Genomic DNA, 12,503 nt, shown 5'->3' with positions numbered 1-12,503 from the left:
CTGCAGTCGACGTCTATTTGTCGACTTGGTGAGCGGTGCTCTTGACTTCGGCAACGCACCGGTGCACTCTGGATCCCTGCCGAGAGCACTGCTCTCTCATTCCTCAGGAGATCCCATGCGCACCCTCGTCGTCGGAGCCGGACAGGTCGGCCCGCACATCGCCCTCCACCTCGCCGAGCGGGGGGAGCACGTCGTCCTGGCCAGCCGGTCCGCGTCCGGCCCGGACCATCCTCGCGTCGAGCGTCGGCACCTCGACGCCACCGATCCGAGGGCCGTCGACGACGCCCTCGTCGACGTGGACGTCGTCCACCTCTGCGTGCACGCCTCGGCCTACCGCCCCGACGTCTGGGAGCGCGAGCTGTTCCCTCTCGAGTCCGTGGTGCTCGACGCCGCCGCACGCCACGACGTGCACGTCGTGCTCCCCGAGAGCGTGTACGCGTTCGACACCTCCGACGTCCTCGACGCCCGCCTGCACGTCGCTCCACGGTCCTCCATGGGCAGGATCCGGGCGCGTCTGCTCGACCTGCGCGCAGCGTCTCCGGCCCGCACGACGAGCGTCGTCGCGTCGGACTTCTACGGCCCCGGGGCCTCGATGGCCCTCGGTGGCGACCGCGTGCTCGACCCCGCCGTCACCGGCCGTCCCGTCCGACCGCTCGGTCGGGTCGACCTCCCCCACGCCTGGACCTTCCTGCCCGACCTCGCCGCGGCGATGGTGGCCGCCGGCGAGGCACCCGCGACGGTCGCGGGTGGCAGTGCGATCGTCCTCGCCCCGGTCGTCCATGCGACGCAGCGCGAGCTGGCGACGGCCTACGCGCGCGAGGCCGGTCGCGCGCGCGTGCGTGTCCGGCCGGTCCGGGCCGGGGTCCTGCGCGCCGCCGCACCGTTCAGTCGCAGCATGGCGGCGATGGCCGAGATGTCCTACCTCTTCACCGAACCGCTGCTCGTCGACACACGGGCGAGCATCGAGGACCTGGGCGTCGCGCCCACCGCCCTCGAGGACGCGGTACGGCGAAGCGTCGCTACACGAGTCGGCGGACCACGCCCAGCGGTGCGTGCTTCATGACCTGCCCCAGCGGAGCCCACGGCCAGCCGGGGACGGCCGCGTCGCCGACCTCCTTCTCGATCGCCTTCACCATCGAGCGCACGCCGGTCGCGGTGTCGACCATGAGTCGCTGCTCCTGCTCGACCTGCTCGTTCATCTCCGAGGCGATGTAGCCGGGGAACAGGGTGGTGACGGCGATGTCGGTCCTCCGCCCGACGAGGTCCATCCGGATGCCCTCGGCCAGGTGGGCGATCGCGGCCTTGCTCGCGGCGTAGGCCGTCATCGACGACGGCATGCCGCGCATCGCCGACATGGAGGACACGACGACCAGGTGGCCCGTCCCGCGCTCGTTGAAGTGCGCCATGGCGGCCTCGCACTGGGCCAGTGCCGCCACGACGTTCGTCTCGATCGTCTCGCGGTTCGCCGCGAACTTCCCGGTGCCGATGCGCCCGCCCTTGCCGAGACCGGCGTTGACGACGACGCGGTCGAGGCCGCCGAGCTCGTCGACGCACTCGTCGACGACGGCGAAGACCTGGTCGTGGTCGTTGACGTCGAGCGCGCGGACCACCACCTCGACCCCCGGGTGCTCGGCGAGGATCTCCTCGCGCAGCGCCTCGAGGCGGTCGACGCGGCGTGCCGTGAGGGCGAGGTGACGGCCCTTGGCGGCGAACTGGCGCGCCATCTCCGCGCCGAGACCGGAGCTCGCCCCGGTGATGAGGATGTTCTGACGCATGCTCAGTCCTTCCGGCCCATGCGGAGGGCAGCCTTGGCCATCTCACGGTAGTAGAGTGGCCGCGCGAAGCGCTTCGCCGCGTAGGCGATGCGTCCCTCGCGGTCGGTCAAGACGATGTGCTTGCCCTGGTCGACCTGCTTCAGCACGGTGGTGGCGATGTCGTCGGCGGTGCGCGTGGAGCCGTCGATCAGCTTGGCCGCCGAGGCGCGCGCCGACTCGTCCTTGCCGCGTAGCGAGGCCGTCAGGTTCGTCTTGAAGAACGTGGGGCACACGACGCTCACGCCGATGCCGTAGGGCTTGAGCTCGTGGAACAGTGTCTCGCTGAGCGCCACGACGCCCGCCTTGACGGCGTTGTACTCGCTCATCCGGGGCGGGTGGACGAGCCCGGCCGCCGACGCGGTGTTGACGATCACACCAGAGCGAGCCTCCTTCATCATCGGCACGAAGGAGCGGCAGCCGCGGGCGACGCCCAGCAGGTTGATGTCGACGATCCACTGCCACTGGTCCATCTCCGTCAGCTCGATGCGCCCACCGGCGGCGACGCCCGCGTTGTTGAACAGGGCGTCCAGTCCACCCCAGTTCTCGGTGACCCAGTCACGGGCCGAGAGCCACGCGACGTCGGAGGTGACGTCCAGCGGTCGGTAGGTGACGCCGTCGAGAGCGGCGACGGCGTCCGGGACGTCCTCGTGGACGTCGGTCGCCAGGACCGTGCAACCGCGAGCGGCGAGCTGGTCGACGAGCGCCAGACCGAGACCGGAGGCGGCGCCCGTGACGAGGACGCGGGAGCCGGAGGTGAGCTTCATGGTTCGGATACTACCGGTATCCGAACTGTCTCAGTAGTCGCCCCCGCTGTCGGTCGCACCGGGTCGACCGTGTTGGACACCGTGCCCGACGCAGGTGCACCCACCGGCTCAGACCGATGGTCGGGCGGAGCATCGGCTGCGCCGGCCCGAGGACGAACAACCAACCGGATCGCGATGAGCAGGACGTCGGCGATGTCGACGTCGGTCCGTCCGGGTCCTCACTCATCGCAGCAGTCTGTCAGCGGAAGGTGACCTGGTCCGCGGGGAGATGGGTGTGCTCGTTGAAGGTGAGCAGACGGCTGCCGCCCCGTCCGACGATGACCGTCGTGACGGAGGCGTTCACGATCACCCGGTTGAGGGTGACGAACAAGGAGGCGTCACCGGTGAGCAGGTGGGAGGCGACCATCGCGATCGGACCGCCGGAGGTGAACACGGCGACGCTGCGTCCGCTGCCGGCCTCGGCGACGGCGTCCTGGAGCGCACCCACCACCCGTTCGCGGAAGCCCTCGAACGGTTCCGTCCCGTCGATCCCGCCGGCCACCCAGCGGGTCAGGGAGTCATCGAGCAGCGCCTGGAACTCCCGAGGGTCGCTGGGACGCGTCGAGGCGTCGACGTGCCCCGTCAGCCCGAGGTGGTCGTACTCGTTCCATCGGCCGTCGACGTCGTAGAGGTCGCCGTCGATGGCGTCGATGGTGGCGACCGCCGTCTGCGCGTGCCGCTTCATCGAGCCGGCGACCGACCAGGTGGGAGCGAACCCAGACGCCTCCCACGACGTCCCGAGCCAGGCCGCCTGGCGGGTCCCGAGCTCGGACAGCTGGTCGTAGTCGTCGGCGCCCCACGACGCCTGGCCGTGCCGGATCAGATGGAGAGCGCCCACCCGTCGACCCTAGCGGTCCCGCGAGCAGGCACTGGAACGACGAACCGCCGGGACCACGAAGGTCCCGGCGGCTCGCGTGCTCCCGGTGCGCTGGGAGCGTGTCATCACTCGATCAGGCCGACGGCGGCATCAGCACCGCGTCGATCAGGTACACCGTGGCGTTGGCGGTCTGGACGCCACCGCAGATGACGTTGGCGTTGTCGGCGCCGACGGTGATGTTGTCGACGTCCCCACCGATCTCCAGCTCATCACCCTGGACGGTGGTCAGCGTCTGGCCGACCAGGTCCTCGGGCAGGATCTGGCCCTCGACCACGTGGTAGGTCAGGACCTGCGTCAGCGTCTCGGCACCCTCGGGGGTCTGCAGGGCGGCGACGGTGTCCTCCGGCAGGGCGGCGAACGCGTCGTCGACCGGCGCGAAGACGGTGAACTCGCCACCGTTGAGGGTGTCCACCAGGTTGACCTCGGGGTTGAGCTCCCCGCTGACGGCGGAGGTCAAGGTGGTGAGCAGCGGGTTGCCGGAGGCGGCGGTGGCGACGGGCTCCTGAGCCATGCCGTCCACGGAGGCCGGGCCGTCGGGGTTGGCCTCGGCGTAGTCGGCGCAGCCGGGGCCGACCAGGTTGGCGGCCGGGTCCATGGCGTCGTCGGTGGGCGCCTCCTCGGTGGGGGCGGTGGTGTCCTCGGTGGCGGCGTCGTCGCTGTCGGAGCTGCAGGCGGCGCTGAACAGGGCCAGCGACGTGACGGCAGCGATGGCCAGGGACTTACCGGTCTTGGTCGTACGCATTTCCTTCTCCTTTGGTTGGGTCCTACTACGCGACGCGGAACTGGACGCTGTGCCAGCCGGTCGTTCCGTCGGGCACGATGCGTGCCCGCTCGGAAGTCTGTGTCTCACCGTTGGCGTCGGTCGCCCGGACGGTGACGTTGTGGATGCCTTCGGTGGCGTCGTCCCAGGTCCAGGACCACTGGCGCCACGTGTTGATGCTGTCCTCCTCGGCGAGGTCGGCGTCCTGCCACGGGCCGTCGTCGATCTGCACCTCGACGCGCTCGATCCCGGTGTCCTGCGCCCAGGCGACGCCACCGAAGCGAGCGTTGTCGAGCGGCACCTCGGCGAACGAGCGGGGGACGTCGATGCGCGAACTCATCTTGATCGGCGCCTCCTCCGCGTACCCCCGGGGCGTCCAGTACGCCTCGAAGTCCTCGAACCGGGTGACCTCGATGTCCACGAGCCACTTGGTGGCCGAGACGTAGCCGTACAGGCCGGGCACCACCATCCGCACCGGGAAGCCGTGCTGGAGCGGCAGCGGCTCACCGTTCATGCCGACGGCGATGAGCGACTCGCGGTCGTCGAGGAGGGCCTCGACGGGAGTGCCGATCGTCATGCCGTCGGAGCTGGTGGTCTTGACGGCGTCGGCTCCGGCCTGGACGCCGGCGCGCTCCAGGAGGTCCTTGGTCAGGACGCCGAGCCAGGCGGCGTTGCCGACGAGCGGGCCGCCGACCTCGTTCGACACGCAGGTCAGGGTGATGCGGCGCTCCACGAGACGCTCGGCGAGCAGGTCGCGGAAGCTGAGGTTGAGCTCCTGGTCCACCATGCCGTGGATCCGGAGCGTGTAGCCCTCCACCGGGACCTGGGGGACCTGCAAGGCGGTGTCGATGCGGTAGAAGTCGCTGTTCGGCGTGATGAACGGGCTGATGCCGTCGAGGTCGACCTGTGCGCCGGCCGGGACGGGGGCCGCAGCATCGGCAGGGGCGGGCAGCGACACCGACGCGCGGGAGGCTGCGCCGGCGTCGGAGCCGAGGAACCTCCACACGGAGGCGCCGACAGCGATCCCGGCGCTCGCGACCAGCACCGCACGCATGAAGGCGCGACGGTCGAACCCTTCGGGGACGTCGTCCCCCGGCTTCGGCGCGAGCTCGAGCGCCCGGAGAAGGACGCCCAGGACGACGAGACTCACCACGAGAGTCACGAGCGCCGGAATCAGCACGAGGGCACGCTGCGCCGTGGCCGTCCGGTCCGTGAACGCCGTGATGACGGCGACGATGCCGAACGTCGCCACGATGGCGAACGCGATGCGGGGGCGACGCAGTCCGACGACGCCGGCGGCCAGGGAGGCGAGCGTCAGGACGACGACCGTCCCGGCGATGAGCACCGCCTTGTCGTTGGTGCCGAACTGCTCGATGGCGAAGTCCTTCAGCCAGGCCGGCGTCAGGTCGATGAACTGGTTGCCCACCGACTCGATCGGGGTCGGGACGCCGGTGAACAGGGCCGCCAGACCACTGCCGATCGCCACGCCCGTGGCGGCGGCGAGCAGACCCGCGAGCGCGCCGGCCCACCGCGGTGCGGTGGCGGGTCGACGTCGCGGCGTCGTCTCGGTGGTCATGTCCGTCATTCGGAGCTCTCCGGCGCGGGGATGGGTCGGCGTCGAGAAAATCTTGTTCAGGGCCACCGAAAGTTACTCACGCGTCGCTCTTCTCCGCATGGCGACCGGTTCCTAGGGTGATCCCATGAACGTGATCGAGGGAGTTGCGTTCCCCACGGAGAGCACGTCGGCGACCGCCCGCGAGGTGCTGTCGGCGGCGTTGGCCAAGGCCGATCCGGTGGGGGCACGAGCGGTGGAGAACGAGACGGCGTGGCGGCGCGAGTACCTGCTGCACTTCCGTCGCGCCGTCGAGGCCGGCGTCGGTGACCCGGCCGCGGCCCTGGCGGTGGCCGAGGACGGTCTCGCCGCGCTGCACGCCCGGATGGTCGTCGGCGACCTGCCACTCGAGCGCGTCATCGCCGAGTCGAGCCTCGACCAGGTCTTCCACACCACCTCGGTCCGGGGGACGGCCGAGCCAGAGACGGAGGTGTCGCTGCCCTACCGCGGCGAGCGACTGCGCGGGGACGCATTGCGCCGCCAGCTCGCGCATTGGCGCGAGGAGGGCGTCGTGAGCGCGTCGTGCGTCGAGGCGGTCGAGACCGTCATGGACCACCCGGAGTGGCTGCGGCTCGATGGCGACGTCGTCGTGGTCGTCGGTGCCGGTGCCGAGATGGGTCCCTACCGCGCCCTCCAGCGCTGGGGGGCGGAGGTGGTCGCCCTCGACCTGCCCCGCGGTGACGTGCAGGACCGTGTCCGGCAGGTGGCCGCCGAGGGAGCCGGGACCGTTCACGTCCCCTCGCGGATCCTCACCGACGCCGACGCCGACGTCGGTGCCGACGTGGTGCGCGAGCTCCCGGCGGTCGCGCACTGGTTGGACGGCATCGAGGGCCGACTGGTCCTGGGCAACTACTGCTACGCCGACGGCGCACAGCACGTCCGGGTGTCCGCCGCGGCCGACGCCCTCGCCGCCCACCTCACGCGGACCAGGCCGGACACCGCGCTCGCGTTCCTCGCCACGCCGACGGACGTGTTCGCCGTCCCCCGCGAGGACGTCGAGGCCTCCGAGGAGGCGTACGGCACGGGCCGCGTCGCCCGCACCGCGCGCGGAGCCCTGCGCACCCTCAGTGGTGGCCGGTTGCTGCAGCGCAACTACCCGCCCGGGGCCGATCCGGGCATCTGCGACGCCCTCGTGCCACAGCAGGGTCCCAACTACGCCCTCGCCAAGCGGGTCCAGCGCTGGCGCGCCACCGCGGCCAGGGCCTCCGGCTCGACGGTCTCGCTCAACGTCGCACCCGCCACCCGGACGAGGTCGGTGGTCAAGAACCGTGCCCTCGCGGCGGCCTACGCCGGGGCGCACCGCTTCGGCGTCGAGATCTTCGACCCCGCGACGTCGAACACCCTCATGGCCGCCCTGCTCGTGCACGACCTGCGCGCGGGCGTCCCGTCCCAGCCGGAGCCGTGGCAGGACGAGGCACGGGGCGCCGCCCACGGAGGTCTGTGGACCGCCGCCTACCACCCCCGCAGCGCCCTCGGGCTCGCCGCCGTCCTCGGGATCGGGTCCCTGCGCGGCTGAGCCGGACGCTCAGGAGTGGACCGTCACGGACTCCGTGAGGGGCACACGGGTGGTGCGGTAGCTCGCAGTGGGGTGCTCGGGGTCCGGGTGGCCGAAGGAGATCCCGCACACCACCCAGCGGTCGTCGGGGATGTCGAAGAAGTCGCGCAGGAACGCCGACCGCATGGCGAGCGCCGCCTGGGCGCACGCCCCGAGTCCCAGGGCCTGGGCGGCGAGCAGGAACGACTGGACGTACAGCCCGCAGTCGACGAGACCGTAGGTGCCCAGCGACGACGGCGCGGTGACGACGGCGACGTGCGGCGCGCCGAAGAACTCGAAGTTGCGCATCGTCTGGGCGGCGGACCCCGCACGGTCGCCCTTCTCGACTCCCACCGCCTCGTACAGCTGCCACCCCGACTCGCGTCGCCGCTCGGCGTAGACGCCCTCGTACGACGCGGGGAAGTCGATGTCGGGGCCGAACCGGTCGTCCGCGGCCATCGCGTCGCGCAGGCGCGCCGTCGCCTCCCCCGTGGTCACGTGCACCTCCCACGGCTGGGTGTTGCACCACGACGGCGTGGATCCGGCCATGATCAGCAGCCGGTCGAGGACGTCGCGGGAGACCTGTCGGTCGGTGTAGCCGCGGCAGCTCCACCGGTCCGACAGCAGCCGCTCCAGGACGTCGGCGTCGGTCGACGTCGCGGGGCGGTCAGTCATGGATCCTCCATTGTCCGAGCAGGACGTCGATCGCGGCGACGAGCGCCACCGGCTGGTCCAGCATGATGTGGTGGCCCGCGTCGGGGATGGTCGTGACCGGCACCGCTCCGCCGAGCTCGCGCGCGACGGTCGCCGTGATGTCGTGCGTCGCCATGCCCCGCTCGCCACGCACGAGCGCCACGGGGCAGCCGGCCGCGCGCAGGGCCGACGGCTCCATGCGGGTGCTCAGGAAGATCCGCGGGTCGAACCGCCACGACCAGCCCCCCGCCACCTCGTGGACGGACTGCTGGGCGACGTGGTGCAGCACGTAGTCGAGGGTGGCGTCGTCGGCGGGCAGGGTGCGGAAGCGCGCGAGGACGGCCTCTCGCGTCGGGTGCACCTTGTGGGCGGGGAGGTCGGGGTTCGACTCCAACCAGGAGCGGGTCTCGGTCGACGTCTGCCGCACCGGGGAGTCGATGGCGACGGCTCCGGCGAGGCGGTCGCCGTGGTCGCGCGCCGCGGTCAGCGCGACGAACCCGCCCATGCTGTGCCCGACCACGACCGGCGGGGCACCTGAGGCGCTCTCGTGCTCCGCGACGGCCATGACCTCCCGCGCCCAGCACTCCAGGGAGTACCCCTCGCGGTGGTCGCTGAGTCCGTGACCGGACAGGTCGAGCGCCACCACGCGGTGGGCGCCCGTGAGGTGCGGTCCGACGTGGTCCCACCACCCGGCGTGCGCGGCTCCGCCATGGACCAGGACGACGACCGGCGACCCCGCCTCACCCCACGTCCGGTAGGCGATCGTCGCACCCGCGACGTCGAGGTCGTGGTGCTGCGGCGTGGCGGCGATGGCCGCGTCGAACCACGGGGGCGTCGTCATCGTCCTCACCTACCGTCAGGTCTGCTTGTAAGTTGCGACGAGCGTATCGCCCGTCCGGTCCACCCCGGACGCCGGCGCCACGCGCGCCGCGTCCCCCGTCATGGTCGTCGCGCAGGGACGGGTGAGGAGAAACCGTCACGCTTGACGGTTCCTGCGAGGGCGGACAGCATGTGAGGCGCACCCGCCCCTACCGAGGAGTAGCCCCATGAGTCTGGCCGGCACCACCATGATCATGTCCGGCGGCAGTCGAGGCATCGGCGAGGCGATCGCCGTCAAGGCCGCCGCCGACGGGGCGAACGTCGCGCTCCTCGCCAAGACCGTCGACCCGCACCCGAAGCTGCCCGGGACCATCCACACCGCCGCGGCAGCCATCGAGGAGGCCGGCGGTCACGCCCTGCCCCTCGTCGGGGACGTGCGCGACGACGCGTTCGTCGCCGAGGCCGTCGCGCGCACCGCCGAGCAGTTCGGGGGCATCGACATCGTGGTCAACAACGCCAGCGCCATCGACCTGTCCCGCACCGAGGACCTGCCGATGAAGAAGTACGACCTCATGAACGACATCAACTGCCGCGGCACGTTCCTGCTGAGCAAGTCGTGCATCGAGCACCTGCGCCGCTCGTCGAACCCGCACATCCTCACCCTGAGCCCGCCGCTCGAGCTCGACCCGAAGTGGCACACCACCTTCACCGCCTACACGATCGCGAAGTTCGGGATGAGCCTGGTGACGCTCGGCCTGTCCGGGGAGCTGCGCGAGGACGGCATCGCCGTCAACTCGCTGTGGCCGCGCACGGCCATCGACACCGCCGCGGTGCGCAACGTCGTCGGACCCGGGCTGGCCACCAGCTCGCGGACGCCGCAGATCATGGCCGACGCCGCCTACGAGATCCTGACCCGTCCGTCGCGCGAGCTCACGGGCCGGTTCCTCCTCGACGACGACGTCCTCGAGGAGGCCGGCGTCACCGACTTCTCGGTCTACCTCAACGGTGGCACCGACGCCGACCTCGCGCTCGACTTCTGGGTGGAGCCGAAGGGCGTCGTCGGCACCGGCACCTCACTCGCCTGAGACGCCCGAGACCTCGCCGACGGCGTGGGCGTCGACCCGGGTGCCCACCTCGACCGTCCTGCTCACCGTGCACAGCCGGTCGTGGGACATGGCGATCGCGTCGGCCAGCACGGCACGCGCCCGGTCACCGTCCGCACCCTCGCCGAAGGCCAGGTCGAAGGCGAGGGTGAGGTCGGTCATCCGGTTGCCCTGCTCGTCGCGGATCTTGCGTCCGGCGGCGCCGACGACCATCCGCGTCGGCTCGGCCCGCTTGGAGACGATGTGGTCGACGTCGACGGCGCTGCACGCCGCCAGCGCGACGAGCAACAGCTCGACCGGCGTGAACTCGTCGTCCTCGCCCGAGCCGACGTCGACGGTGCCGCCACGCGCGTTGGTGGCTCGGTAACGACCCAGCTCGCGACGCTCGAGGTCGATCCCGCGGGCTCCGTGGTCCGATGTGGTCATGGTGCCATCCTCCGCCAGGACCAGGTCGGTGGTCACCCCGGGTGGTTCTGTGGCGCGTCGCCGGTGGTTGCCGTTTCACCGACCTACCGTGGGAGGAACAGATCACCGCGTCGCTGCTCGGAGCCCGCATGAGCCTCTACCTGTTCGACATCGCCGGACACCCCGTCGCCTTCCGGCGCACCTGGGACGACGACCACCTCTACGCCCTCGACGGCAGCTTCCTCGGCCATCTGCCCTGGAAGTCCTGCGACGTCGCCGACGCCTCCGGGGAGTACCTCGGCTCGATCGTCGGCGACCGCCTCGTGCGCCGCAACGACGCGCACGACCGCAGGCGTGCACCTGCCGTCGCCGACCCCGGCCGGGCGGTGCCCACCGGGCGGCCCGGCACGCCGCTGCCGTTCGACCACCCGTACGCCTACGACGACGTCCTCCAGCCGGTGGTGCGCGCCGGCTGACCTCGTCCTGCACGAGCGCGTCCCACGCACGAGACTGAGGGCATGACCCTGTGCCTCGTCACCGGCGCCACCGGCTACGTCGGCGGTCGCCTCGTCCCCCAGCTCCTGGACGCCGGGTACGACGTCCGCGTCCTCGTCCGCGACGAGAACAAGGCCCGTGCCCACGAATGGGGAGCGAAGGTCGACGTCGTCCAGGGCGACGCGACCTCGCCCGACGACGTCCGCCGGGCGATGGAGGGCGTCGACGTCCTCTACTACCTGCTGCACTCGATCGGCAGCGGTGACGACTTCGCCGAGACCGAGCGCCGGATGGCCAAGGGCTTCGCCGACACCGCCGCCGCGGCGGGGGTCGGCCGCATCGTCTACCTCGGCGGCATGGACCCCGAGGGCGAGGAGCTCTCCGAGCACCTCGCGTCCCGCAGGCAGGTCGGCCAGGTGCTGCTCGACTCCGGCGTCCCGACCGCCGTCCTCCAGGCGGCCGTGATCATCGGCTCGGGATCGGCGTCCTTCGAGATGCTGCGCTACCTCACCGAGCGCCTCCCCGTCATGGTGACGCCGCGCTGGGTCGACACGCGGATCCAGCCGATCGCGATCCGCGACGTCCTGCGCTACCTCGTCGGGTGCGCGGAGCTCCCCCCGGACGTCAACCGCGCGTTCGACATCGGCGGCCCCGACGTCCTGACGTACTTGGAGATGATGCAGCGTCACGCCGTCGTCGCGGGGCTGAAGCGGCGACGCGTCGTCCGGGTCTCGGTGCTGACGCCCGGGCTGTCGAGTCACTGGGTCGGGTTGATCACCCCGGTGCCCGCCTCGATCGCCCGCCCCCTGGTGGAGTCGTTGAAGAACACCGTGGTGTGCTCCGAGGACGACATCCGCCAGTACGTGCCGGACCCGCCCGAGGGACTGATCGGCTTCGACCGTGCGGTGGAGCTCGCGCTGGCCCGCATCCGCGACCTGGAGGTGCCCACCCGGTGGTCGTCGTCGACCCCGGCCGGAGCCCCGGCCGAGCCGCTGCCGTCCGACCCGGACTGGGCCGGCGGTTCCCTCTACACCGACGAGCGCACGCGCGAGGTCAACGCCTCGCCGGAGGCGTTGTGGGCGATCGTCGAGGGCATCGGCGGGCGCAACGGGTGGTACTCGTGGGCGCTCGCCTGGTGGGTCCGTGGCGTCCTCGACCGCGTCGTCGGCGGCCCCGGCTTGCGGCGAGGTCGCCGGGACCAGCGCGACCTCATCGTGGGCGACGCCCTCGACTGGTGGCGGGTCGAGGAGACCGACGACGCCTCGTTCCTGCGTCTGCGTGCGGAGATGCGGGTCCCTGGCCTGGCTTGGCTCGAGCTCCAGGTCGGGTCCACCGAGGGCGGGACGACGACCTTCCACCACCGGGCGCTGTTCCACCCCCGGGGCCTGCTGGGCCACATCTACTGGTGGTCGGTCTACCCGTTCCACGGCATCGTCTTCGGCTCCATGCAGCGCAACATCGCCCGCGAGGCGGAGCGGCTCGAGCTCTACCTCCGTCGCTGAGGCCGACCTCGACGAGGCCAGGGAGGCCGGACGCACCGAGGGGCGGGACCGTGCTCGGTCCCGCCCCTCGTGCTCGCCGTGCCCGG

At 71.6% G+C, this 12,503-nt stretch carries 13 protein-coding genes; 5 read left to right on the top strand and 8 right to left on the bottom strand.

Features of this window, described 5'->3' with window-relative positions; all coding sequences use genetic code 11:
* The first annotated feature begins 115 nt into the window (after positions 1-115).
* A complete protein-coding gene (locus ABD213_RS04460) occupies positions 116-1,063 on the top strand; it encodes an NAD-dependent epimerase/dehydratase family protein (protein WP_344324955.1) in 948 nt (315 codons plus the stop codon).
* Here the strand turns inward: ABD213_RS04460 and ABD213_RS04455 are convergent.
* From ABD213_RS04455 to ABD213_RS04435, 5 genes are all read right to left on the bottom strand, one after another.
* The gene (locus ABD213_RS04455; RefSeq protein ID WP_344324950.1) at positions 1,020-1,775 is read right to left on the bottom strand and encodes an SDR family oxidoreductase; all 756 of its coding nucleotides are present in this window, start codon (positions 1,773-1,775) and stop codon (positions 1,020-1,022) included. The two genes, ABD213_RS04460 and ABD213_RS04455, sit on opposite strands and share 44 nt — an antisense overlap.
* Before the next feature lie 2 nt (positions 1,776-1,777).
* A complete protein-coding gene (locus ABD213_RS04450) occupies positions 1,778-2,578 on the bottom strand; it encodes an SDR family NAD(P)-dependent oxidoreductase (RefSeq protein WP_344324947.1) in 801 nt (266 codons plus the stop codon).
* Positions 2,579-2,816: 238 nt separating this feature from the next.
* Positions 2,817-3,455 (bottom strand): histidine phosphatase family protein, encoded by a 639-nt coding sequence (locus ABD213_RS04445; protein ID WP_344324944.1) that lies wholly within the window; start codon positions 3,453-3,455, stop codon positions 2,817-2,819.
* 112 nt (positions 3,456-3,567) lie between these two features.
* A complete protein-coding gene (locus tag ABD213_RS04440) occupies positions 3,568-4,236 on the bottom strand; it encodes a fasciclin domain-containing protein (RefSeq protein ID WP_344324941.1) in 669 nt (222 codons plus the stop codon).
* A 25-nt stretch (positions 4,237-4,261) separates the two neighbouring features.
* Complete coding sequence (locus tag ABD213_RS04435; protein WP_344324938.1) at positions 4,262-5,830, bottom strand: molybdopterin-dependent oxidoreductase; 1,569 nt, start codon at positions 5,828-5,830, stop codon at positions 4,262-4,264.
* 124 nt (positions 5,831-5,954) lie between these two features.
* Between ABD213_RS04435 and ABD213_RS04430 the strand changes: the two genes are divergently transcribed.
* Positions 5,955-7,382 carry a hypothetical protein gene (locus tag ABD213_RS04430; RefSeq protein WP_344324935.1) on the top strand — a complete coding sequence of 476 codons (1,428 nt, stop codon included), beginning with the start codon at positions 5,955-5,957 and terminating at the stop codon, positions 7,380-7,382.
* Between the two features lie 9 nt (positions 7,383-7,391).
* On the opposite strand, the gene ABD213_RS04425 is transcribed toward ABD213_RS04430, so the two are convergent.
* Together ABD213_RS04425 and ABD213_RS04420 are read right to left on the bottom strand one after the other, a co-directional pair.
* Positions 7,392-8,075 (bottom strand): nitroreductase, encoded by a 684-nt coding sequence (locus tag ABD213_RS04425; RefSeq protein ID WP_344324932.1) that lies wholly within the window; start codon positions 8,073-8,075, stop codon positions 7,392-7,394.
* Complete coding sequence (locus ABD213_RS04420) at positions 8,068-8,934, bottom strand: alpha/beta fold hydrolase (RefSeq protein ID WP_344324929.1); 867 nt, start codon at positions 8,932-8,934, stop codon at positions 8,068-8,070. Before ABD213_RS04420 ends, ABD213_RS04425 begins: the two co-directional genes overlap by 8 nt.
* A 205-nt stretch (positions 8,935-9,139) precedes the next feature.
* Here ABD213_RS04420 and ABD213_RS04415 point away from each other — a divergent pair, with 205 nt between their 5' ends.
* Positions 9,140-9,997 carry an SDR family oxidoreductase gene (locus ABD213_RS04415; protein WP_344324926.1) on the top strand — a complete coding sequence of 286 codons (858 nt, stop codon included), beginning with the start codon at positions 9,140-9,142 and terminating at the stop codon, positions 9,995-9,997.
* Here the strand turns inward: ABD213_RS04415 and ABD213_RS04410 are convergent.
* Positions 9,986-10,441 carry an OsmC family protein gene (locus ABD213_RS04410; RefSeq protein ID WP_344324923.1) on the bottom strand — a complete coding sequence of 152 codons (456 nt, stop codon included), beginning with the start codon at positions 10,439-10,441 and terminating at the stop codon, positions 9,986-9,988. The genes ABD213_RS04415 and ABD213_RS04410 overlap by 12 nt on opposite strands.
* 128 nt (positions 10,442-10,569) lie before the next feature.
* Between ABD213_RS04410 and ABD213_RS04405 the strand changes: the two genes are divergently transcribed.
* Both ABD213_RS04405 and ABD213_RS04400 read left to right on the top strand, forming a co-directional pair.
* Positions 10,570-10,896 (top strand): hypothetical protein, encoded by a 327-nt coding sequence (locus tag ABD213_RS04405; RefSeq protein ID WP_344324920.1) that lies wholly within the window; start codon positions 10,570-10,572, stop codon positions 10,894-10,896.
* 42 nt (positions 10,897-10,938) lie between these two features.
* Positions 10,939-12,417: an SDR family oxidoreductase gene (locus tag ABD213_RS04400; protein WP_344324917.1), complete on the top strand. Its 1,479-nt coding sequence runs from the start codon at positions 10,939-10,941 to the stop codon at positions 12,415-12,417.
* Positions 12,418-12,503: the final 86 nt, after the last annotated feature.

It is taken from the genome of Aeromicrobium halocynthiae (genome assembly GCF_039531385.1).
Classification (GTDB): Bacteria; Actinomycetota; Actinomycetes; order Propionibacteriales; family Nocardioidaceae; genus Aeromicrobium; species Aeromicrobium halocynthiae.
The sequence above is the reverse complement of the archived record's forward strand: the minus strand, read 5'-3'. Positions and strand labels throughout refer to the sequence as shown.